The organism is Coprococcus eutactus (genome assembly GCF_001404675.1).
GTDB classification, from domain to species: domain Bacteria; phylum Bacillota; class Clostridia; order Lachnospirales; family Lachnospiraceae; genus Coprococcus; species Coprococcus aceti.
This window is the reverse complement of sequence record NZ_CYXU01000004.1, coordinates 25,587-48,552: the sequence shown is the minus strand read 5'-3', so window position 1 is coordinate 48,552 and position 22,966 is coordinate 25,587. Positions and strand designations below refer to the sequence as shown.

Below are 22,966 nucleotides of genomic sequence, written 5' to 3'. Positions count from 1 at the left end.
CATCCTCCTCAAAAATCTGTACGGATATAAAATTCATCATAAAAAAATAGAGGCACTGCAAGATTCTGCAGTACCTCTTTGTACATCTGAGCTAATAATAGTCCTCTATCCCCAATATTGCAATACACAATATTGTTTATTTTAATTTAATTCTTCAAATATCTATGCCAATCTGAACATTGTCATTCTCTTAATCACATACTTATCATGCAACTATTATGGACATAAGATAGAATGGTGTTGTACCCACACACTCATCATCAAGAACCGTTATCTCAAGTGTGTGTTTCTTCTTCTCATCGTGATGAAGCACAGGCTCTATATACAGACAATCACCCCAGTCCTCATCAAAATTGCCATCCAATAAAACCGGATGCTCAACATCTCCATCAAGCACAGCCTGAGCCCTGACAGCAGGTCTTGATATTGTCTTTCTGTACTGTATTCCTATGCAGTTGCCCTCAAGTTCAAATGTTATGCTATCACCGGCATTTTCTCCGATCCATCCATTCTTGAAATGATCAAGGTGTCCCATCTTCTCATGAGTATCAGCCCTGAACCCTGAAAGCTTAGGACATATCTCGCGTATGGTAAGCCTCTTTGCATACTCATAAGCATTTGCGGTCACAGGTGCCGGAAGTACACATGAGCAGGCTGATTCGTCCTGGATATCATTCTCTGTGTCCGCGCCAGCATCTGCGGTATCCGTATTTGAGTCATCAGCCAAATTCTCATCTTGTATGAGATCATCCATAATTCTCTCAAGAAACTTTGTTATCTCACCGGCTACCAGACCATGTCCCTTGTCATTTGGATGAAGTCCATCCGGGGTTATGTCGATCCTGTTATATTCTCCCGCCTTCATCCGCCTGTATATGGTGTCGTGCACGCTCACATGTGGCACTCCATAGTGATCCGCAAGTCTGTTGTGAATATCCTGGGTGCTTACACCCGTGTCGTAGAAAACGTTATTGAGCACCACCACCGCCGGTCTTGATGACCAGCCAAGCAGTGTTCTCAGCACACCCTCAAAGGTCTCTTCACAATATATGTTATCCACATCATTTACACTGAAATCCACAACCACAAAGTCCGGCTGATACATGAGCACATCAGTCACAGCCCTGGACACACCATAGTATGAGTCTGTGCCACCTATTCCGCCATTCACATAATTGAACTTTGCCTGTGGGAATGTATCACACCACCACTTATACACTCTGTATGCATAAGTATTTTCATGCTCCGTCGCCAAACTTCCCTGCGTTATCGAACCGCCAAGGAAACCTATTGTAAGTTCCTGTCCACTCTGAGCGCGCTGTATAACTGATTTTATTCTTTCAAGATCATAATTTCCCATGGTTCATCCTCCATATTTGAACATCAGCTCATTAATAATCCTATATTACCTCTAAGTTAGAATATAATTTAATTCCACCCCTCAATTTCGAGACCTTCTATATATTCGGCCAGCTCCGTTGCCATCTCACACGCCTCTGGTATCCTCAAATGTCCTGGCGTGCCGAATCCGTTTCTTCCATATACGTAATGAGTTATCATTTTATCATTCATATTGTCAACCACTTCACCTATAGCCTTGTCCCATGAACAGTCGTGGCAGAGAAGTGTGGTACAGCAGATTATGTGTGCATCCGGATATGTCTTCCTGAGTTTTCCCAGAAATTTCATGTAATGGTCACGCCACGTTTCCGCCTGCCTGCCGTTATAGTCATTTTTCATAAAATCATACGGATGGTTGTCATTCTGCCCTATAGCAACTATAACAACCTGAGGTGTGTACTGGGAGAAATCCCACTGTGTCACCGGACCAAATGTAGGGTTGTAGTGAACCTTATCCCACACACTTTCCATGCCAATCTGATTCGGCTCTTGGAACCATCCTATCCTGTCCATGAGAGCTATCCCTCCCTGGGCTATGTCATGAATCTGTGCTTTCAGCTTTCTTGCAGTAATCCACGCATACGAATACCAGCTGTTTGAATAACCGCCATTGTGTACTGGGTCTTCCTTTCCAACGCAGTCGACAGCCTCCGATACCTCGCCCGCTGACACCGAGTCTCCATACACCTCTATACGGCGGCCTGACAGCGGTTTCAAAGGAAGAAGTCTCTCCCCATCTCCAATCTCATACTCAAGTATTGTTACCTCATGGCATGCATCCTGTCTCTTGAAGAACAGCACACAATGTTCATTTGTATCGTTATCCGGAACAACTATATCAAGTTCCGTAATTCCCTCTTTATTTAAAAGATAACTTCTCTGCGACTGATCGATTATACATCCAAGATAATTGTCCCAATAGTTATTCCTGTTGAACACCTTTATCTTAAGAGTATTGCCCGTAAATTTCATCTCCGCAGATGTACAAGGATATACCCACACCGGCTTCTCCGCATCTGTCCAGTCAATACGTCCTGTATACCTGATCATAACATCATTTGGCTTGATCTTCATAATATTGTCTCCTGTCATTCCATTTGTTCTATATACATTATACATTTCTGTTTTCATATTAGTTAAGCTCTACCTAATAGTCAAACTTAATTTAGTTAAATATTAATTATTTTTTAATCACTTTAAACAAAATATGATTGAGAAGGTAGTTTCATATCTATAACACACCCCCATATACGTCTATTGATTATTTTTAACTGCAGTTCTATTATATGAAAGTAAACTATTCAATACATTTTGTAAGGAATGAAATCTATGAAAAGAGTAAACTTTGAAAATGGAAAGATAACTCAAAATATACTCGGTGTGGCCATGCCTATGCTAGTGGCTCAGCTCATAAGTCTTCTGTACAACGTGATCGACCGGATCTACATAGCAAGAATACCTGATGTGGGCACCGCTGCTCTCGGCGGAGTCGGTCTCTGTTTCCCGATCACCATCATAATCACTGCCTTCAGCAATCTGTTTGGCAGTGGCGGTTCCCCTCTGTTCTCAATCAGAAGAGGGATGGGGGATGATAAAACCGCAGATACCATAATGAATACAGCCTTCACTATGTTATGTGGTGCTGCCATTATTCTCATGGCTGTCGGTATGATATTTGCAAGACCGCTGTTGGTCCTGTTCGGAGCATCGGAAAGCGCACTCACATATGCGTACCCATATATGATGATATATCTGCTTGGCACTCTGCCATCCATGGTATCAACAGGCATGAACCCATTCATCAATGCACAGGGATATTCTGTAACAGGTATGCTGACAGTGGCCGTCGGTGCTGCCGCCAACTGTATTCTCGATCCCGTATTTATATTTGTCCTACATCTCGGCGTCAGAGGTGCGGCCATAGCCACCGTGATATCGCAGATCATGTCTGCCGCTTTTGTCCTCTACTTTCTGAAGAACAAAGCCGAATTGCAGGTAAAGTTGCTTTCATTGGGACAATTCAGGGAGTGTGTGACATATGCAAAGGATATTGTCAGTCTGGGAACCGCTGGATTTGTGATGCAGCTCACAAACAGCCTTGTATCAATATGCTGTAACAGTGTCCTGTCACGTACCGGAGGCGATGTCTATGTGTCAGTCATGACCATCGTGTCAAGCGTCAGACAGATCGTCGAAACTCCTATCTGGTCAATAGCCGAAGGTGCTTCCCCAGTCATCAGCTACAATTATGGAGCCAGAAAGCCCGATCATGTCAAAAAATCCATAGCCATCATGTCTCTGCTTGCAGTGATATATATGGTCATAGCATGGGGAATCATCCTGATTGCTCCGGGAGCACTTATATCTGTATTCAGCTCAGACAGTTCACTTATAAGTGACTCCATCCCGGCTCTCAAAATATATTTCGCTGCATTTGCATTTATGCTGCTTCAGTATATCGGCCAGACTACTTTCAAATCGCTGAACAAGAAAAAGCAGGCGATTTTCTTCTCTCTGCTCAGAAAGGCGATCATCGTAGTCCCTCTTACATACCTGCTGCCGTATGCTTTCCATCTCGGAACAAATGGCGTATTCATGGCTGAACCTATATCAAATATACTCGGAGGAAGCGCATGCTTTTTCACAATGCTGTTAACCGTAATACCGGAGCTTAACCGGATGGAAAAATAAAAATGATCCCACAGATATCCATAGTAATATCTGTGGGATCAATAATTCTCTCTCTATTTTATTGTCTGGTTAAACTGCTTATCATCTAAGCTGCCTTCTTATCCTGAGTCATGTCTTTTGCATCTGGAGCTGTGATATCCTCTGATTCACGGTGCATCTTCTCACCCCAGTTTTCATCCACAAAGCATTTGATAGCTGCTGCAAGTGCAATAACTCCGAATGTATAAGCCAATATATCCATCGCCATAATTATCTCTCCTTCACTGGTAATCTTATTTATTTAAATTCCAATGAAGGCGCGCTTTTTCCCGTCTGACCTGTGTATATATTCCAGAAGTATCCATCTGCGGCTGTTTGTCATCTCGGGATATCTGCCTGCAGATGCACATACACAGAATATCAGACTCAACAGCAATGCCGCAAGAACCGCCGACAGCATCCATGTATCGTCTATGGATTCTTCTGAATTTCCAGTCCGTATGTTTCTTGTCTGGATCACAAGCCCCGCAGAACTGTCAACCATGAGCACATCGTTGTTCCCGGCGTCTATTCCCCGACTCTCACCAAGCAATGATACCGAATGCGCAGAATAATTCCTGACATTCGGGTTGTAAAGCCCACAAACTCCAAGATATGAGACGCACATAACCACAGCAATTATCCATGCATATATATTGTAATGCGCTCTGCATCCTGCCATATGTGCCACCTCCCATACTTGATAAATACATCTGTCTTACTTACCATGTATTATATTATATAAGGGAGTTTTTTTCTTCCGATACACCGCTTCTTTAGCTGTCTCTTTGCCGTTTATTTGTCAATTCTTATCCTGCTCAGGCTGGACAACCTCTATCCTGAACACATTGATCGTGTCCACATCAGGACAACAGAACACTACAGTTCCCGGCTCATTTCCCGGGATGGTTCCACCATATCTAAGAATATCCACATATGGAAATGCCACATGCATGGCCATGGGACAGAGCTGCCCTCGCTCAGTATCAAAATCGTAGCTGTCACCTATCTTATGCCCCCTGTGGCAGCCGTGAGGGCCTTTGCGGTCTATGAGTGTTATCTTGATCTGCGGTCTGCTCATTCCGTTATCACCTCTATGTACTGTTCAAGAGGGATTCCCTTGTACTTGTCAACATTGTCCTTGTTCAAGGCTATAAGCTTCTCCACCACTTTCATGGCTGACTGCACACTGTCTTCTATGCTGTGTCCGCCTCTGTACTTTCCGATAAGCACAGCAGAGAATATATCACCGGTTCCCGGAAATCTCACAGGAATCTCTGTATATGGGAACACGTTCATTTTGTCTGTCTCGCCATCCAACAGGAGAGTGCTTGTCTGTCCATCTATATTCACGCTGGTAATAACTACGGTCTTTGCTCCATATCCGTGAAGCGTATGTGCCAGATCTTCGGCCTCCGCCATGGTCAGTATCCTCTTGTCAGTGTATTTGCTGGCAAGAAATGCTGCTTCTGTGCAGTTTGGCACTATGAGATCCGCCACTTTGCACATCTGTCTCATATAGCCAACCGTATTCTCCGTAACACCGTTGTACAGGATTCCGTCATCGCCCATGATCGGATCGACAAATATAAACGCACCCTGGTCTTTCTTCTTCTCACAGAACTCAGCCACAAGCCTGGTCTGTTCCTCCGATACAAGAAATCCGGTTGCTATGGTGTCAAATGTAAATCCAAGCTCACCCCACACTCTCATGCTGTTCTTCATATATCCGGTCGTCTCCAGAATATCAAACTTTCCGTAATCAAGCGTGTTGGACACCAATGCCGTCGGCAGGTTGTACACCTGGAATTTCATATTGGACATAATAGGGATCATCGCAGAAAGTGCAACCTTTCCATAACCAGCCATATCGTTTATAAGCAGTATATTATTCATAGTCTCTTCCTCTTCCTGATCAATTAAAGTATATTATTTTTATAACATATATTTGTCACCGGATAAAGACTGCTTTATGAACTCGTACTCTTCATCGGTAACTGAGTACAGCTTCCTAACAATGTCATCTATCTCTTCATACAATCTGTATCGCTGCAAATGGTCTTTACCTGTCTTGTACGTCTGCATTTCTGAATTCACAGAACTTTCTGTGATAAGTTCTTCTGCCATAAGCTCTTCTGCCTTTGAGATTATGCGTCTCTGTGTCTCCTCGTCTGCGACTGGAACAGGAATATTCTCTATATGGGATCTCAGAACCTTCACTGCGTTGTACCGCTTCTCATATATGTACTGCGCCACCCTTGAATTGAGTATCGCCATGATATATCTCATATCAAGTCCCGGTATATGTGGAATGACCACATTGCAACTGTTCAACGTAAGCCTCTGCCTGTCGTCATATGCAAATACAAGCTGTCTGTTGATAAACCTGTAGATCAGTTTCTCCGGAGCCCGGTAAAGCTCCAGCGGCGCCGCCTGCTGATACAGGGTAAGTTCCGGATACATATATTTTTCCGTTTTTCCGCATCTGTATCTGTATACATCTACTCCGGTTATCACTGCCTCCATTCCCTCTCCGCATTCTGTGGACACATATTTCGCATTATCCCCGGTCACTATTCCCAGTGCAAAATCTGCCTGTCCACGCAGAAATTCACAGTTATCTGTATTTTCTATTCTGCAAAGCAGCCTGTACTCATCATCAGTGAGCCTAAGCATAAAATTCTCACTGCCAAGCGGCCTGTCCGTTCCTACAACAAACTCTCTGCCGTCTCTCTCGATCACCGCACCTTTGCTATGTCCAGGATCAGAACTCTTTTCAAGCTGCAGCACCAACGATGGACATTGCACACCATAGAATGCATCGCCAAGGAAAATCACCCGGCTCACATTTGCCGATTCGGCTATGATCTCCCTGATCGTCTTATGATTATGTACATCTAACAATGCCTCCGGCAGCACAAATGCAAGAGCTCCTTCATCTGTCAACAGCTTCAGCGCACACTCCACGAACACATCAGACGACTCCACGCCCCTTCCGGCTGCAGTTCTGTATGCTTTCCTGAGTAATGTCCGTGTCTCCCTGTCAAATGTATATCCCCACGGCGGGTTACCGATGATGATGTCATATCCCGGATCAGCCAAGAGCTTCTTATCATCCCCACCACATTCTGAATCATTCCTGTATTCTGAAATGAAGTCTCTGCGCTCTATGTGCTCATATATTGTCCGGATCGCTTCGTCCACATTGACATGTCTTCTTCCGGACAATCTCCCAAGTGCCAGATTGAACCTCGCAAGCTGTACACTGAGTTCATCTATATCGCACGCATATATATTATTTAGTTCTATATCATCCGGAAGCTGTATAAGGAAATTACCGGTTCCGCAACATGGATCGAATAATCGCTTACCACCCTCAGATATTCTGCTTCCCATATCACCGGTCACATCACTTATCAGCGTTCTTACTACCTTTGTCGGCGTATAATATGAACCAGCCGCCTTCCGGCTGCCTGCATCTCTTATAGACATATAGAGAAGTCCAAGTACGTCCTCCCCCCTTTGATAATAGTAATTGGTGTCCATAAGATTTTTGTTATTATTTGCCCATGATAATGCTGCTTTTTTGTCCTGAATTATATCATCGATCAGCGCACTCCATACACCAATTGTCAAGCTTCCATCTATATATGCAGGGAATATTTCTCTGTCAACAGTAATCTCATCACTGCTTACCAGCAGCTTGAGTGCACAATCCGCCAGCAGAGTTCTCATGACCATCTCAGTCACACATATATTCTGCCTCTCCAGCTTATCCACCAGACTTTTTACTGTGTCTGTACTCTCGCAAATGTCTGACACATATCTGTCATACAATCCTTTGCCGGACACATACCGCTTATTCCGCCGGCTTCTGAGCGACCTTCGTTCGCCAGTTTCCAGTGACTGTTTCAGATTACTTACGTACTCCTCTGTGAAATACATCTGACCGGCCGGATCTATGCCCTGTGATTCAATTTTCCCAAGTCTGAGCCAGTTCCGCCCCGTTGCCCTCGATATTGAAAGCTGCTGACACAATCCATCCAGCGTTATGTATTCCTCACTCATACACAGCCCCTCGTTTCTTCATATGTCTGCCTCATATGCTTTTCCTGATCATATTCAAATATATTCATACGCAAAATCTCCGCCTTATTCTTCTTCAAAAAATCAGCCAGAATATTATTCCTGCTCTTATGAAAAATGTGATATAAAAGCATGAGAAATTCGCAAATTATAGATACGTTGGAATGGTCCGTTTCTTACGTTCGGACTCATAGAAACCTTCGACTTGAAACCTATGCTTTGAACGGATTGTAACACCTCGCCCAGCCTTTGTCTATACTTTAGGCAAAACTCTCCAAAACGGAGAATTAAGCCTCTGGCTGAGGCTCATTTGATGTCTCGGCGCATCCTGCTCCCGAAAGCTGTTTCTTAAATATGGTTCTGAATATCAATCTCACAAGCGGTCCGCAATAGCAGAGCTGCCAGAGCAGTGCAACAGGGAGATTCATTCCCCATGTCTGGATAAATGTACCAACACTTGGTGAATCCTTGAACAAAACAGTTGCTATAAGGCTCATGATCGGACACATCATTATGCAGATGTAGAATGATATCATGAAGGTTATCACCTGTGGTCTGTCAGTCGGTCTCACGATCTTGAACGCAAGCATTGGTGCAAGCTTTCCAACCACGAAAAGCTCAAGCACAATAGCTATCGGCCACATGATCGGCATCTCATGAAGTGCCATGACAAATGTCTGATTGGTGAAACCTCCTGTGCTTAATGCTACATTGTAGCAGATCATTCCATAGACCATGAACATGGCCATGATCGTTGTGAATACGAATTCCTGTAATTTGTTTTGTGGCATAATAATTTCCTCCTTATGAAAATAATATTGAGCATGCGCATTCAAAAGCGCTTCGCGCAGGCGCATGCGTGCTTCTCAAGGATTCCTCCCGCTTACGCGGGCCCCTCCTTATGAAAATAAAAAGCCCAACGAAACTTTCATCTCGTTGAGCTTAACTGCGACTACCATTAATTGCCCCTATGGTAGCACAAATATTTTTAAATTCCAAGTAATTTTCTGTTTTTTATAAACAATTTGGCTTACGCCTGCCCAGCTACGGCCTTCTTGCCAGTGTACAGCTGATAATATCTGCCCTTCATATCTATGAGCTGGTCGTGGGTGCCTCTCTCTATGATGCGTCCCTGCTCCATGACCATGATACAGTCCGCGTCCTTGACCGTGGAAAGTCGGTGAGCTATGACAAATGACGTTCTTCCCTCCATGAGGGCATCCATTCCCTTTGAAACCATAGCCTCGGTTCTCGTATCAATGGATGATGTAGCCTCGTCCAGGATCAGTGCTGGTGGATCTGCAACCGCCGCCCTCGCGATCGCAAGAAGCTGTCTCTGTCCCTGACTGAGGTTTGAACCATCGCCAGTAAGGATTGTGTTATAACCGTCCGGAAGACGCTTTATGAAGTCGTGGGCATTTGCAAGCTTTGCAGCCTTGATACACTCCTCATCCGTGGCATCCAGCTTGCCGTATCTTATGTTATCCATGACTGTTCCTGTGAACAGATGTGTATCCTGAAGAACTATACCAAGACTTCGTCTGAGATCCGGCTTCCTGATCTTGCCTATGTTGATATTGTCGTACCTTATCTTGCCGTCCTGTATATCATAAAACCTGTTTATCAGATTGGTTATGGTCGTCTTGCCCGCGCCTGTACTTCCGACAAATGCTATCTTCTGACCAGGCTTTGCATACATATTTATGTCGTGCAGAACTATCTTATCCGGATTGTAACCGAAGTCCACATTCTCAAATTCAACCTCGCCTGTAAGCTCCCTGTATGTGACCTCGCCAGTCTCATGCCTATGTCTCCATGCCCAGAGTCCGGTTCTCTCCTCGGTCTCCGTGAGATTGCCATCTGCATCCTTCTTTGCATTTACCAGCTCAACATAGCCCTCGTCCTCCTCAGGCATCTCGTCTGTCATAGTAAATACCCTGTCAGCTCCGGCAGCCGCCATGACTATTGCATTGATCTGCTGACTTATCTGTGTAACCGGCATCGTAAAGCTCTTGTTAAGCGTCAGGAATGCCACAAGTGTTCCTATGGTAAGCCCTGACCAGCCATTTACTGCAAGTACACCTCCAAGTACAGCACAGAGAACGTAGCTTATGTTTCCAAGGTTTGCATTCACCGGCATGGTAATGTTGGCTATCATATTGGCCTTGTAGGCGCTGTCCTGAAGAGATCTGTTCAACTTGCAGAAATCGTCATATGCCTTTTCTTCGTGGCAGAACACCTTGACAACCTTCTGGCCGCTCATCATTTCCTCTATATAACCATTTACCTTACCAAGATCCTGCTGCTGCTTCATAAAGTATCTTCCCGACTTCGCGCCCAAGCTTGATGTCGCCTTTATCATGATTAGTACCATGACGACTGACAGCACCGTGAACGGTATATCAAGAACTATCATCGCAATGAGTGTTGAGATAAATGTGATGCTTGAGTTGATAAGCTGCGGCATACTCTGGCTTATGACCTGACGGAGTGTGTCAACATCATTGGTGTACACCGACATGATATCTCCATGTGCATGTGTGTCAAAGAAAGATATCGGAAGGGATTCCATTCTCTCAAAGAGCTGAACTCTGAGCCTCTTCATGGTTCCCTGAGTCACATTTACCATGATCCTGTTGTACGCGTATGCGCAGATGATTCCCAGCACAAGTATAAGTCCAAGCCCCAGCATCCTGTGGGCCAGGGGACCATAATCAGGTGAGCTCTGTTTCATCATCGGTTCAATATATACATCGATAAGTTTCTGCATGAACATCGATATACTCAGTATCGCAAGCGCCGATATAAGTATGCTGACCACAACCGTAATACATGCCAGCTTGTATTCCTTAAGAATATATCTGATCAGCCTTCCAAGTGCCTTCATGGGATTTTTGCCCTGATCCTTTCCAGGTCTCTTCAGCCCTGCATCCACTTTATCATCCATCTTATTTTCACTGTATTTCTCTGTATTTCCTGTCATTACACTGCCTCCTTTCCTTCATAATTAATTCATCTTCTCATCGAAATCACCGCCGCCAGACATCTGTACGTCGTAAATCTCCTTATATATCGTGTTGTTCTTTAACAGATTCTCATGTGTGTCGAAGCCGCTGACCATTCCGTTATCCAGAACTATGATCCTGTCAGCATCCTGCACACTTGATATTCTCTGGGATATGATGATCTTGGTGGTGTTCGGTATCTTGGTTGCAAATGCCTGCCTGATCTTCGCATCCGTGGCGGTGTCAACTGCGCTTGTGGAATCATCGAGAATGAGTACCTTCGGGCTCTTGAGCAGCGCTCTGGCAATGCAGAGTCTCTGCTTCTGACCGCCGGACACATTGCTTCCGCCCTGCTCGATCCAGGTGTTATATCCATCCGGCATCCTGTCTATGAACTCATCCGCACAGGCAAGCGCGCACACCTCACGGCACTCTTCCTCCGTGGCATCCTCCTTGCCCCATCTCAGATTATCAAGTATCGTACCCGAAAACAGCACATTCTTCTGGAGCACAACCGCCACTTCATTTCGGATGACCTCCATATCGTAATCACGCACGTCATGTCCTCCGACACAGACCGAACCACCGTCCGGTTTCACATCGTAAAGTCTGCTTATCAGATTGACAAATGTCGACTTACCGCAGCCGGTTCCACCTATCACACCAACTGTCTCTCCAGACTTTATGTGAATGTCAATATCCTTCAGCGTGTCCTCTGCACTTCCTGCCTTATATACAAAATCAACATGGTTAAAATCTATTCTTCCATCAGGGACCTCCATGATCGGCTCATCAGGATTGGTCATGGTAGGTGTCTCCTCAAGTACCTCAGATATACGTCTCATACTCGCCATGCTCATGGAGATCATGACAAATACCATGGACAGCATCATCAGCGACATCATCATGCTCATGACATAGCTGAAAAGTGACGTGAGATTACCAGTCGTCATACTTCCGCTGACTATGAAATGCGCTCCGATCCATGAGAGGAGCATCATGCATGTGAAGATAACGAACATCATGATAGGATTGTTGAAAGCCAGCAGACTCTCAGCCTTTATGGACAGTTCCGCAAGAACCTCTGCTGCCTTCCCAAACTTCTTATCCTCGTATTCTTCCCTGACAAATGCCTTTACAACTCTTATCGCTGATACATTTTCCTGAACGCTGGCATTCAGGTTATCATAGTTTCTGAACACCTCGTCAAATATAGGTGTCACCTTGAATATGATGTAGAACAGACCAAATGCAAGAACCACAAGTGCCGCCACAAATATAAGTGACAGCTCTACGTTGATTGTAAAGCACATTATCATACTACAAATAAGCATGAGCGGCGCCCTGACCGCTATTCGTATGAGCATCTGGTACGCGTTCTGTACATTTGTCACATCCGTCGTCATACGTGTTATAAGACTGGCGGTGCTGAATTTGTCAATGTTGGTAAATGAGAACTCCTGAACATTCCTGTACATGCCCTCCCTCAGGTTACACGCGAATCCTGTTGATGCGCTGGCAGCGAATTTGCCCGCCATCACTCCAAAGAAAAGGCTCAGGAAAGCCAACACAAGCATGAGTCCGCCATACATATACACCTTGCTCATGTCCTGTCCGTTGATTCCCTCATCGATTATCTTGGCGGTCACAAATGGAATGAGGATCTCCATGAAGACCTCTGCCGCCGTAAATACAGGTGTGAGTATCGAGTCCTTCTTGTACTCGCCCACCTGACCAAGCAATGTTTTGATCATTCTATTTCCTCCTTGTTTCGGTTTGAAATGCTGACAGAATCCTCAGATGTACAAAATCAGGAATTTGATTTATGATATGCGATATCTGATCGTCAGCTATGTGTGATTTGACGCAAGTTGCATAAATAGTAATACTTCTATTTTTTAATGTCAATAGTATACAGAGGCGTTTTGTTTGTGAAATTTCTGTGTATTTAAAGTATTTAAAGACATATTAAAATAAGGCATATGAACATCTTTTTAGTCCATATGCCTCATTTTATAGAGATCTAATATGTAATTTCCGCTCTAACAGCCATTTCATTCAAAGCCATCAATGGGTCTTGAACCTTTTCTTAACACAAATTCCTGCCCCCCCCACTATTGAAACAAACATAAGAATCACATACAACTGCAAGTCTGTACTGTCACCAGTTTTTGGAGATGATTGTGTTGTTTTATCCGTTGTACTTGTCTCCTGTGTTTTATTGGTTGTACCTTCCGAAGGCTCCTGTGTTGTACTGGTTGTGTCTTCCGAAGGCTCCTGTGTTGTACCGGTTGTGTCTTCCGAAGGCTCCTGTGTTGTACCGGTTGTGTCTTCCGAAGGCTCCTGTGTCCCCGTTGTCTTCTCGTTTACTGTAAAATGAGCTGTCGCTGTTCCGCTCTCAGAGACAATGCCAAGTGTATGCTCACCCTTCGAAAAACCGGCAACATAATCCTCTTTCAATGTTACGATTATACTTCCAGATTCCACCGTATAATTACTCTCATCTATGGTCTTTCCGTCAACCTCAACACGAATAAAATCCCTGTATGCAGCATCAGATGTGAATGATAGTGCATTCTTCGCACCTGCTGTTACTGTCGCTCCGTCTCCCTTGATAATAACAGGGGCAAGTTTCGCAAGCACTGTGTCTTCCTTTTTAATTTCATTTTCTGCTTCTTCATCACTAAAATACTTATTACATTTATCACAGAACCAATATGTGCTGTTTCCTTCTTTTGCAGCAGTAGCAGCTTGCTTTTCTACTTTTTCCATATCGTGACCGGCGTTTTCTGCTGTCCGTACATTTTCCTTTGTTTGAGATTCAAAAGCAGAATTTTCAAATGTCACACTGTATGTAGTTAATTCTGGCAATACGCAGTTCTTTTCCTGTATTACTGTTGCTGTTGTATCTGCTGTCTCACTTTCTACGCCATCACATGCTGTACATTTTCTTTCTGCTGTACAGTGTTGATTGTCTGTGCTCCATGTGTATGTTACATCTCCATAACTATGACCTGATGCCGGAATCTCCGTATAGGTGGTGTAATCACAGTTACTGCAGGTATCGTAAGTTTCCCAACCGTTTGCGGTACAAGTCGCCGCCTGTGCATCGTGATGTACGAGGTCGTGACCCGTAGCTTGGATCGTCTCTGTTTTTATTCTGCCGCATCCAATGCAAGTATACTTTCTCTCCCCCTCTGTTGTGCAGGTTGGAGAAATAGTTATAGTGCCATTATCCCAAATATGTATTCCAACATCGCCCTTTTCTGCGCAGACATTACACTCATGCCAATGATTGTTTTCATCCGAAATCCAGTTTGAGTTCCAATCATGTCCGAGAGGGGTGGATGTTCCTCCGCAGATCGTGCAAGTCTGTCCGCTTGTGCAGGTTGCCGTTCCGCTCCACACATGCGCAGAACGTGGATTGGTGATATTAGTGCCACATTCTGTGCAATAAACGTGATGCCAATGATATCCAGCGTCTTTGTATTCATAAGTTCCGGTTGTACTTACCCATTTACCACAGATGTCGCAATAGGCTCTGCCCGCATATGCCGGTATCCGCAGCAGCATCAGCACCATGCACATAGTGAGCAGGGTGGTCAAAATTCTTCTCTTCATATAGTTCCCTCCCTTAAAAATAAATCTGAGTTTGGTTAGTGATTTCTGTATATAAAGATTTTATCATTTTGACTTCTTCCATGTAATCTCCGTTTCGATACGAAAATGTATATTTTCCTATTTCAGCATATAATTTTTCAGCTCTTCTCTCTTATTTATATTCATTTTTTCATAAATCCTGCTCAGATAAGTTTTAACCGTATTGGGTGAAAATCCCATATAATCTGCAATTTCCTGATTATTCCAATCTCGGCTTGCCAGCATTGCAATCGAGAATTCCACTGTGGATAATGCATCCGTCACTGAATTTCCTGACATAGGATTGTGGATTGACATCCATCCCCTGCTAAAGGCAATGACTTTATCAGATAATTTGTTATATAGTTTTGAATCCTCCTTGCGGATACATGACTCCAGAAGTCCCTGCAGCAAACCATGATGTTCAACGAAAGGTTCCAGAAATTCGTCTTCTTTCGCCACGTTCCACGCCAGCATCAATGCATCTTTTGCTTTCTGCTGATTTTTCAGATTCATCTGACACATTGCAATCATACAATACAGATAGATCATACTAATAGGATATACATCATCCCTGAACATCAATGCTGCCTCGCAAATTCCAAGTGCCCTGCCATACTCGCCTTTTAAATATGCCATGTGAGCTATTACATAGGCAGAAAACAGCTTAATTCCAGGCGGCAATGTTACTGCATAAAGCTCCACATCTGGATGTTTATCCACCGGGAGATGCAAAAGCACAGAGGACATATATCCCGCAAATACACTGACAGCCCTGTCCTCAGCGGATGAAGGATTTTTCGTCTCTTTTTCAAGACATTCCTGAATCTCCCTCAGTCCTTTTCTTGATGCAGTTTCTCTGCCAAGTGTCAGATTAGAATATACATATAACAGACAGGATGACATCTTCAACTTTATATTATGACTCATCAGATAACGTTCTGCTATATGATTGCACTTCTCCGCCTGCCCGGTAAAATAATAGTATTCAGCACGTGCTATCTCCTGAAAATCCCTGTCTTCAAAACTGTCTACCATCTTTTTCGCTTCACCCGGCTGAAATGCTGCATTGATCAACGGCAGTATGGTATATTCACTCATAATCGTATCCCTCCAAACCAACGATCCGCCAAATCATTTATCAATCGCTCTAAGTATAAATCCTGCTGCCACTCCAGCTGCCACGCCTACCACTATTCCGCCAATGATATCTGTCGGAAAATGCACATACAGATACATTCTTGAGAACGCTATGAGGATCGCTATCACACAGGATATTGCGCCCAGCAGTTTCTTTCTGCTCATGAACAACGCCGTGACAGCTGCAAATGATGCCGCCGTGTGTCCCGATGGGAAGGAATAATCCTTTGGTTTCTTCACTATCAGATCTGTAAAATTCGCCACATCATACGGTCTTGTTCTGGCAACCAGATTCTTTAACAAGCAGTTGGTTATGAGAAGATCAAGGATAAGTGCGATGGCCATGCACAGCCCTGCCTTCCTCGTCTTTGGAATGATCAGCAACACAGCCGCCATTACTATCCACAGTATTCCCGCATTTCCAAGGGATGTGATCGCCACCATAATCTTGTCAAGCCATGGGGTATGTATATTCTGGAGAGCGTCAAGGACTTCTATCTCCCACATCAGAAATTACCGCCGTTCCAGCCCCAGTCATGTACGCCGTGGTAAGTCACGTACACCGCATTTCCCGGGATTCCAAGCACATCCGCAAATATATCGCAGATCTTTCCTGTCATGGCATCACATGCCTTCGGAGTCACATCACCGAATACGCTGACTTCCACATATGCACCCTTATCAAGTTTCTTTCCGCCCATGAACAGGTCGTATCCATCGTTGATGCCGACCATAAGGTAGCTCTCCGTCTTGTTCATCGTTGTTATCGCCTGACCGAGACTGCTCTTAAGAGTCTCCTTCTGGTCATCACTCATCTTCACTGTAACCTTTGAATCTATAAATGGCATTTCTTTGTCCTCCTAAATTATATTATTCATATAAAATATATACACGACTTTTGTAGACATTTGTCTTTGTATGCTATATTGTGGCAGAATCATAATAGCACTACCAAATCAGGGGAATACGATGCCGCCGGTCCTTAGGTGGCGCAACAGGCGGCACCTTAGTACCGTTGCAGGCTGAGTTAAGCGGGAGCGACCCCTGATTGGTATGCTATTATGATTCTGCCACGTTAATAACTATCCCAGGCAAATGTCTACAAAAAGTCCTCAAATTCAATCTCAGACGGCAGTCTCAGATCTCCTCTCGGGCTGACCGACACGGTTCCAACTTTCACACCGTCCGGCATACAGTTCCTCTTGAACTGCTGGCGGAAGAATCTCGTGTAGAATACCTTCTGCCATTTATCGATCTCGCTGTCTGAGAAATTGTACTCGTCACTCTGTCTTACAGCCTCTTTGCACAGCTCATTTACCTCCTCAGGTGACATTCCATATCGCAATGTATAATATAAGAAGAAATCGTGCAGGATGTATGATCCCACGGTGTCCTCCGTCTTCTGCGCGATGGTTCCGTCCGGGTTCGGTGGCAACAGCTCCGGGCTGACCGGTGTGTCTATAATATCGTCTATGATCGGCGCGATGCCCGCAAATCCGTCAACCTCCATGAAGTGTCCGACTTCGTTCACAAGTGAGCGCACCAGCGTCTTTGGTATACTTGTATTCACCGCATACATGCTCATATGGTCGCCGTTGTAAGTGCACCAGCCAAGTGCCAGCTCCGAGAGATCTCCGGTTCCAACCACGAAGCCGCCCTCCTTGTTGGCGACATCCATGAGTATCTGTGTTCTCTCCCTCGCCTGACAGTTCTCATAAGTGACGTCATGCACGCTCTCGTCCTGTCCAATATCGGCAAAATGCTGTCTCACCGATGCAGCTATGCTTATCTCTCTGCTGTCACAGCCGAGCAGTCTCATGAGTTCCGTGGAGTTGTTCTTCGTCCTGTTTGTCGTTCCAAATCCCGGCATGGTGATTCCCACGACAGTTGTGGATGGAAGTCCCGCATTCTTCACCGCCTGTGCCGAAACCAGCAGAGCCAGTGTGGAATCAAGTCCACCTGACACTCCCACGACCACACATTTGCAGTGGGTCGCCTCTATCCTTCTCTGAAGTCCGGCAACCTGCATCTTGAATATCGCCATGCACCTCTCAAGCTTATTTCCCGATGGGACAAATGGTGTCATCTTCACCTTCATGAGCACATTCCCTTTGTCCATGAGCGGAGTATCGCACACCACCGTCTCATACTTTCTGAATGCGAAATCACGCTTACAGTCGGCAAATGACTTGTTGGCTATCCTGTCGTGTCTTATCTTGGTAAGACTTATATCCCTGATCAATACTCCGTCCTCAAATGGCTTTACCTCGCCGAGGAGTTTGCCGTTCTCGTACATCAGATTGTGTCCTGAAAATACCAGATCCGATGTGGACTCATACATTCCAGCGGACACATACACATATCCGCACAGGCAGTCCGATGACACACTTCCTATCAGCTTGTGCCTATATGCAGCCTTTCCTATGACCTCATTTGACGCGGAAAGATTGAGTATCACCTCTGCTCCCGCCATGGCGAGAAGTCTTCCCGGCGAAACCGGAGTCCAGGCGTCCTCGCATATCTCTATGCCAAGCTTGACTCTCTGGTCTCCGCTGCCCATCTCTATCATCACATTGTTGCCAAACAGCACTTCACTGCCAACAGCCCTGTCCCCGGCTTTCTTTGAACCAGCATTGTATTCAAGCTCATCTCCATCATCTTCCGGGTCCATGAGATTGACCATCACCGCATCATACTTTCTGGCTGAGAACCATCTCTTCTCGTAGAACTCACCGTAGTTTGGAAGGTAAGTCTTCGGCACGATGGCCACGACTCTTCCGCCCTGCAGGAACGCCGCACAGTTGAACAGCTCTCCGTCCACCTCAAATGGCAGACCGACCACCAGTGCCGACTGACCAGTACATGTAGCCATGGCAAGCTGAAGAAGTCCTCTTCTCGCACCATCTATGAGCTTTCTGTTCTCAAACAGATCCGCACAGGTATATCCCGTGATAGACAGCTCCGGCGTCACTATGACATCCGCAGCATCCTTATACTCTTCATATATGTCCATTATCTCTCTGACATTTCCGCTGACACTTCCGATGTGAACCTTCGGCGTAACGGCTGCCACACGCAGCATATTCTTCATTGTTACCTCCTTGTAAAATCTCATTTGATTTTGCCTTTTCATAACATTTACACTTTACCACCCGGAGACATTTATTTCAACGAAGTTCACAACTTGATGAGTCTCTATTTTCGGTCATTTCCCAGTTCAGGGCTTGTCCGCCGGGTGTCAGATAACTTTGTGTTTTTATCTTTTGGCGAAAATGCTTTAAAAAAAGACTCCCGGACATATCATTGCGCCGGGAGTCTTTTTTCTGCCATGCAGACATCCAGTGACATACGGTTTATCCGCCATCACTCAACACTGCATCTATATATTATAATGTACTGATTACTTTCCAAGTGGCTTGCCTGTGAGCTTCTCATAGCCCTCAAGGTAGATGTCGATGGTCTTCTGTGCGACATCATCAGGAAGCTTCCAGCCCTTGTCAGGATTAGCCTTCAGCCAGTCACGTGCGAACTGCTTGTCAAATGATGGCTGGCCATGACCTGGCTCATATACATCTGCTGGCCAGAATCTTGAGCTGTCAGGTGTAAGCATCTCATCGCCGAGAACGATATTGCCATTCTCATCGAGACCAAACTCAAACTTTGTATCTGCAATGATGATTCCTCTTGTAAGTGCGTACTCTGCACACTTCTTGTAAAGTGTGATGGTGTACTCCTTGAGCTTTGAAGCGTACTCCTCGCCCTTGCCAGGGAAGTACTTCTCAAGGTGAGCAATGCTCTGCTCATATGATATATTCTCATCGTGATCGCCAATCTCGGCCTTTGTTGATGGTGTGTAGATAGGCTCAGGAAGCTTATCAGACTCCTTTAATCCCTCTGGGAGCTTGATTCCACATACTGTGCCGTTCTCCTTGTAGCTTGCCCAGCCGCTTCCTGTGATGTATCCACGAACGATACACTCGATTGGAAGCATCTCAAGCTTTCTGCACATCATGCTGTTGCCGTCGAACTTCTCCTGCTGGAAGAACTCAGGCATATCCTTTACATCAACTGAGATCATGTGGTTAGGAAGAATGTCCTGTGTCATGTCAAACCAGAACTTTGACATCTGTGTCAGAACTGTTCCCTTCTTGGAAATTACATTGTCGAGGATGACATCGAAGCAGCTTATACGGTCTGTAGCTACCATGATCAGGCTGTCTCCATTGTCATAAATCTCACGTACCTTACCTTCTTTGATTGGCTTTAATTCCTGCATTTTTTTATCTCCTTGATATTTGTATTAATACCTGTTAGAAATTGTATCCATATAAGTGTGTATCACTTTTTATGGTTGCTTGTCAAGGCTTTGGAAGCCCTCAAAAATTTTTTCTCAAAATTTGTCAAGGTTTATGCGCCTCACGGGATTTTTATTGTGTAAAAGCACATTTTTCATCTTTACAATGTTATTTGTGATGGCTATAATAACAGAGCACAATATCTAGTGGGTGTTTCACATTATCTCCACCAAATATATTGTGTTTACATATTTTTTCTTTATAAATAATTCCATGCGGCACAGGCAGCCGCATCTACTATATTACGTCGAACCAGACCTGATTGGCCTGATTTCAGTTAACTTGAATGATTGGAATATTACGATTAAATTTACCATTGAATTGGAAGAGGGAGGCTATTGCTGTGTCAGAGGAAGCTAAAACACACGTACACGTAATCAAAAGGAATGGAGAAGAGGTGACATTTGACCTGTCAAAGATCGAGAATGCCATCAAAGCTGCCAACAATGAGGTTGACAAACTCCACCAGCTCAACGAATATCAGGTTCACGCCATCGCGGACAACCTGGAGAAACAGATAGAATCAATGTCCCACGCAGTTCACGTGGAGGACATTCAGGATATGGTCGAGACCGGTATCATGGAGATGAGAGGATATGAGGTTGCACAAAAATATGTGCGTTACCGTTACAAGAGAGAGCTCGCACGTAAGTCCAACACCACGGACAACGGAATCCTTGCGCTCATAGACCATATGAACGAGGAAGTCAATCAGGAAAACTCCAACAAGAATCCGGTGATCAACTCGACACAGCGTGACTACATGGCCGGTGAGGTATCCAAAGATCTGACCAAGAGAATGCTTCTGCCTGAGGATATAGTTGAGGCACATGAGGCCGGAATCATACATTTCCATGATTCTGACTACTACGCTCAGAAGGAGCACAACTGTGACCTCATCAACCTTGAGGATATGCTGCAGAACGGAACAGTGATCAGTGAGACCATGATCGAGAAGCCGCACAGCTTCTTCACGGCATGCAACGTCACCACGCAGATCGTGGCACAGGTTGCCAGCAACCAGTACGGCGGGCAGACATTTACCCTGTCCCATCTGGCACCATTTGTGGATGTGAGCAGGAAGAAGCTCCGTGCACAGGTCATCGAGGAGCGCAAGGACTGTGGCGAATCCCTTGATGATGCCATTATCAACAAGATAACAGAGAAGAGACTTCTGAACGAGGTCAAAAGTGGAATACAGACTATACAGTACCAGCTCATCACCCTGATGACATGTAACGGACAGGCACCATTTGTCACCATGTTCATGTACCTGGATGAGGTTCCTGAGGGACAGACAAGGGATGACCTGGCACTCATCATAGAGGAGGTCCTGAATCAGAGGATCAAAGGAGTTAAGAACGAGAAGGGAATCTGGATCACTCCGGCATTTCCTAAGCTCATATATGTTCTGGACGAGGACAACATCACCACAGATTCCAAATACTGGTATCTGACCGAGCTTGCCGCCAAATGCACCGCAAAACGTATGGTTCCTGACTACATCTCCGCCAAAGTCATGAGAGAGATGAAGGACGGCGACGTATATCCATGCATGGGCTGCAGATCATTTCCTACAAAGGAGGACGGCATCAGGAATCCTGATGGATCCCGCAAATATTACGGACGTTTTAACCAGGGCGTCGTGACCATTAATCTTGTTGATGTGGCATGTTCATCATACGGCGACATGGACAAATTCTGGAAGATCCTGGACGAGCGTCTTGAGCTTTGTCACAAGGCACTCAGATGCAGACATGAAAGACTGCTCGGGACCATATCAGATGTCGCTCCTATACTGTGGCAGCACGGTGCGCTGGCAAGACTTAAGAAAGGCGAGAAGATTGACAAGCTGCTCTTCGGCGGCTACTCAACTATTTCCCTTGGCTATGCCGGTCTCTGCGAAATGTGTGTCCGTATGATCGGCAAAACACATACATCCGAGGAAGGCAAGAAATTTGCGCTCGCTGTAATGCAGAAGCTCAACGACAAATGTGCTGAGTGGAAGGCTGCTGAGAATATCAGCTATTCCGTATACGGAACACCTATGGAGTCCACTACTTATAAATTTGCCAAGAATCTGCAGAAGCGTTTCGGCATCATCCCGGGCGTAACAGACAAGAATTACATAACCAACAGCTATCACGTACATGTAACCGAGCACATAGACGCCTTCAGCAAGCTGAAGTTTGAGTCAGAATTCCAGAAACTGTCACCGGGCGGCGCCATCAGCTATGTTGAGGTTCCAAACCTCCAGAATAACATAGACGCAGTCCTTGAAGTCATGAAGTTCATATACGACAACATTCTCTATGCAGAGCTCAACACCAAGAGCGACTACTGTGAGAAATGTGGCTATGACGGCGAGATCAAGATCGTGACAGACGATTATGGCAAGTTGGTGTGGGAGTGCCCTAACTGCGGCAACCGCGACCAGAACACTCTCTTCGTTGCAAGACGTACCTGCGGTTATATCGGAACCCAGTTCTGGAATCAGGGACGTACACAGGAGATCAAGGACAGAGTCCTTCACCTGTAGAATTAGTCAGCTTAAAACTGATACTTTCAAATAAAAATACAGACAGCACAATTGTGAATGAAGTGACCTCAAAAAACAATTGACTGTCTGTA

18 protein-coding genes are annotated in these 22,966 nt (G+C 45.0%); 2 read left to right on the top strand and 16 right to left on the bottom strand.

Annotated features, from left to right (window positions below; translation table 11 throughout):
• Nucleotides 1-205: 205 nt before the first annotated feature.
• Both ARA78_RS09290 and ARA78_RS09285 read right to left on the bottom strand, forming a co-directional pair.
• Complete coding sequence (locus tag ARA78_RS09290; protein WP_055273222.1) at nucleotides 206-1,360, bottom strand: SGNH/GDSL hydrolase family protein; 1,155 nt, start codon at nucleotides 1,358-1,360, stop codon at nucleotides 206-208.
• Between the two features lie 68 nt (nucleotides 1,361-1,428).
• A complete protein-coding gene (locus ARA78_RS09285; protein WP_055273224.1) occupies nucleotides 1,429-2,475 on the bottom strand; it encodes a GDSL-type esterase/lipase family protein in 1,047 nt (348 codons plus the stop codon).
• 255 nt (nucleotides 2,476-2,730) lie between these two features.
• Here ARA78_RS09285 and ARA78_RS09280 point away from each other — a divergent pair, with 255 nt between their 5' ends.
• On the top strand, nucleotides 2,731-4,092 hold the full coding sequence (locus tag ARA78_RS09280) for an MATE family efflux transporter (protein WP_055273226.1): 1,362 nt from the start codon (nucleotides 2,731-2,733) through the stop codon (nucleotides 4,090-4,092).
• Nucleotides 4,093-4,177: 85 nt separating this feature from the next.
• Here ARA78_RS09280 and ARA78_RS14050 read toward each other — a convergent pair whose 3' ends face one another.
• The 14 genes from ARA78_RS14050 to ARA78_RS09215 form a co-directional block, all read right to left on the bottom strand.
• A complete protein-coding gene (locus ARA78_RS14050) occupies nucleotides 4,178-4,339 on the bottom strand; it encodes a hypothetical protein (protein WP_015533608.1) in 162 nt (53 codons plus the stop codon).
• 33 nt (nucleotides 4,340-4,372) lie between these two features.
• Nucleotides 4,373-4,792: a hypothetical protein gene (locus ARA78_RS09275; RefSeq protein WP_015533607.1), complete on the bottom strand. Its 420-nt coding sequence runs from the start codon at nucleotides 4,790-4,792 to the stop codon at nucleotides 4,373-4,375.
• A 120-nt stretch (nucleotides 4,793-4,912) separates the two neighbouring features.
• The gene (locus ARA78_RS09270) at nucleotides 4,913-5,191 is read right to left on the bottom strand and encodes a TIGR04076 family protein (protein WP_015533606.1); all 279 of its coding nucleotides are present in this window, start codon (nucleotides 5,189-5,191) and stop codon (nucleotides 4,913-4,915) included.
• On the bottom strand, nucleotides 5,188-6,006 hold the full coding sequence (locus ARA78_RS09265; protein WP_015533605.1) for a pyridoxamine kinase: 819 nt from the start codon (nucleotides 6,004-6,006) through the stop codon (nucleotides 5,188-5,190). Before ARA78_RS09265 ends, ARA78_RS09270 begins: the two co-directional genes overlap by 4 nt.
• Nucleotides 6,007-6,045: 39 nt before the next feature.
• Nucleotides 6,046-8,178, bottom strand: coding sequence for a TaqI-like C-terminal specificity domain-containing protein (locus ARA78_RS09260; RefSeq protein WP_055280437.1), 2,133 nt, complete (start codon nucleotides 8,176-8,178; stop codon nucleotides 6,046-6,048).
• A 305-nt stretch (nucleotides 8,179-8,483) separates the two neighbouring features.
• Nucleotides 8,484-8,987, bottom strand: coding sequence for a hypothetical protein (locus ARA78_RS09255; protein WP_055273229.1), 504 nt, complete (start codon nucleotides 8,985-8,987; stop codon nucleotides 8,484-8,486).
• A gap of 239 nt (nucleotides 8,988-9,226) precedes the next feature.
• A complete protein-coding gene (locus tag ARA78_RS09250) occupies nucleotides 9,227-11,143 on the bottom strand; it encodes an ABC transporter ATP-binding protein (RefSeq protein WP_204987952.1) in 1,917 nt (638 codons plus the stop codon).
• 60 nt (nucleotides 11,144-11,203) lie between these two features.
• Nucleotides 11,204-12,955 (bottom strand): ABC transporter ATP-binding protein, encoded by a 1,752-nt coding sequence (locus ARA78_RS09245; RefSeq protein ID WP_055280436.1) that lies wholly within the window; start codon nucleotides 12,953-12,955, stop codon nucleotides 11,204-11,206.
• A 313-nt stretch (nucleotides 12,956-13,268) separates the two neighbouring features.
• Nucleotides 13,269-14,822, bottom strand: coding sequence for a hemoblobin-interacting domain-containing protein (locus ARA78_RS09240; protein ID WP_055280435.1), 1,554 nt, complete (start codon nucleotides 14,820-14,822; stop codon nucleotides 13,269-13,271).
• Between the two features lie 117 nt (nucleotides 14,823-14,939).
• Nucleotides 14,940-15,941: a helix-turn-helix transcriptional regulator gene (locus ARA78_RS09235; protein ID WP_055280434.1), complete on the bottom strand. Its 1,002-nt coding sequence runs from the start codon at nucleotides 15,939-15,941 to the stop codon at nucleotides 14,940-14,942.
• A 33-nt stretch (nucleotides 15,942-15,974) separates the two neighbouring features.
• Nucleotides 15,975-16,487, bottom strand: a complete 513-nt coding sequence (locus ARA78_RS09230; RefSeq protein ID WP_172674917.1) for a phosphatase PAP2 family protein — start codon at nucleotides 16,485-16,487, stop codon at nucleotides 15,975-15,977.
• Nucleotides 16,487-16,828: a phenylpyruvate tautomerase MIF-related protein gene (locus ARA78_RS09225; RefSeq protein ID WP_015533597.1), complete on the bottom strand. Its 342-nt coding sequence runs from the start codon at nucleotides 16,826-16,828 to the stop codon at nucleotides 16,487-16,489. Before ARA78_RS09225 ends, ARA78_RS09230 begins: the two co-directional genes overlap by 1 nt.
• A gap of 251 nt (nucleotides 16,829-17,079) precedes the next feature.
• Nucleotides 17,080-19,071 carry an NAD(+) synthase gene (locus ARA78_RS09220; protein ID WP_022216858.1) on the bottom strand — a complete coding sequence of 664 codons (1,992 nt, stop codon included), beginning with the start codon at nucleotides 19,069-19,071 and terminating at the stop codon, nucleotides 17,080-17,082.
• A 309-nt stretch (nucleotides 19,072-19,380) separates the two neighbouring features.
• The gene (locus tag ARA78_RS09215; protein ID WP_015533595.1) at nucleotides 19,381-20,256 is read right to left on the bottom strand and encodes a phosphoribosylaminoimidazolesuccinocarboxamide synthase; all 876 of its coding nucleotides are present in this window, start codon (nucleotides 20,254-20,256) and stop codon (nucleotides 19,381-19,383) included.
• A 422-nt stretch (nucleotides 20,257-20,678) separates the two neighbouring features.
• On the opposite strand from ARA78_RS09215, the gene nrdD reads away from it, so the two are divergent.
• The gene (gene nrdD / locus ARA78_RS09210) at nucleotides 20,679-22,874 is read left to right on the top strand and encodes an anaerobic ribonucleoside-triphosphate reductase (protein ID WP_055280432.1); all 2,196 of its coding nucleotides are present in this window, start codon (nucleotides 20,679-20,681) and stop codon (nucleotides 22,872-22,874) included.
• Nucleotides 22,875-22,966: the final 92 nt, after the last annotated feature.

Bases quoted from the DNA above. Each gene is read 5' to 3' on its own strand.
- ARA78_RS09240 (WP_055280435.1), bottom strand. From the start codon at position 14,822: ATGAAGAGAAGAATTTTGACCACCCTGCTCACTATGTGCATGGTGCTG.
- ARA78_RS09285 (WP_055273224.1), bottom strand. From the start codon at position 2,475: ATGAAGATCAAGCCAAATGATGTTATGATCAGGTATACAGGACGTATT.
- ARA78_RS09265 (WP_015533605.1), bottom strand. From the start codon at position 6,006: ATGAATAATATACTGCTTATAAACGATATGGCTGGTTATGGAAAGGTT.
- ARA78_RS09230 (WP_172674917.1), bottom strand. From the start codon at position 16,487: ATGTGGGAGATAGAAGTCCTTGACGCTCTCCAGAATATACATACCCCA.
- ARA78_RS09215 (WP_015533595.1), bottom strand. From the start codon at position 20,256: ATGCAGGAATTAAAGCCAATCAAAGAAGGTAAGGTACGTGAGATTTAT.
- ARA78_RS09255 (WP_055273229.1), bottom strand. From the start codon at position 8,987: ATGCCACAAAACAAATTACAGGAATTCGTATTCACAACGATCATGGCC.
- ARA78_RS09280 (WP_055273226.1), top strand. From the start codon at position 2,731: ATGAAAAGAGTAAACTTTGAAAATGGAAAGATAACTCAAAATATACTC.
- ARA78_RS09275 (WP_015533607.1), bottom strand. From the start codon at position 4,792: ATGGCAGGATGCAGAGCGCATTACAATATATATGCATGGATAATTGCT.
- ARA78_RS09250 (WP_204987952.1), bottom strand. From the start codon at position 11,143: ATGGATGATAAAGTGGATGCAGGGCTGAAGAGACCTGGAAAGGATCAG.
- ARA78_RS09245 (WP_055280436.1), bottom strand. From the start codon at position 12,955: ATGATCAAAACATTGCTTGGTCAGGTGGGCGAGTACAAGAAGGACTCG.
- ARA78_RS09270 (WP_015533606.1), bottom strand. From the start codon at position 5,191: ATGAGCAGACCGCAGATCAAGATAACACTCATAGACCGCAAAGGCCCT.
- ARA78_RS14050 (WP_015533608.1), bottom strand. From the start codon at position 4,339: ATGGCGATGGATATATTGGCTTATACATTCGGAGTTATTGCACTTGCA.
- ARA78_RS09235 (WP_055280434.1), bottom strand. From the start codon at position 15,941: ATGAGTGAATATACCATACTGCCGTTGATCAATGCAGCATTTCAGCCG.
- ARA78_RS09225 (WP_015533597.1), bottom strand. From the start codon at position 16,828: ATGCCATTTATAGATTCAAAGGTTACAGTGAAGATGAGTGATGACCAG.
- ARA78_RS09260 (WP_055280437.1), bottom strand. From the start codon at position 8,178: ATGAGTGAGGAATACATAACGCTGGATGGATTGTGTCAGCAGCTTTCA.
- ARA78_RS09290 (WP_055273222.1), bottom strand. From the start codon at position 1,360: ATGGGAAATTATGATCTTGAAAGAATAAAATCAGTTATACAGCGCGCT.
- ARA78_RS09220 (WP_022216858.1), bottom strand. From the start codon at position 19,071: ATGAAGAATATGCTGCGTGTGGCAGCCGTTACGCCGAAGGTTCACATC.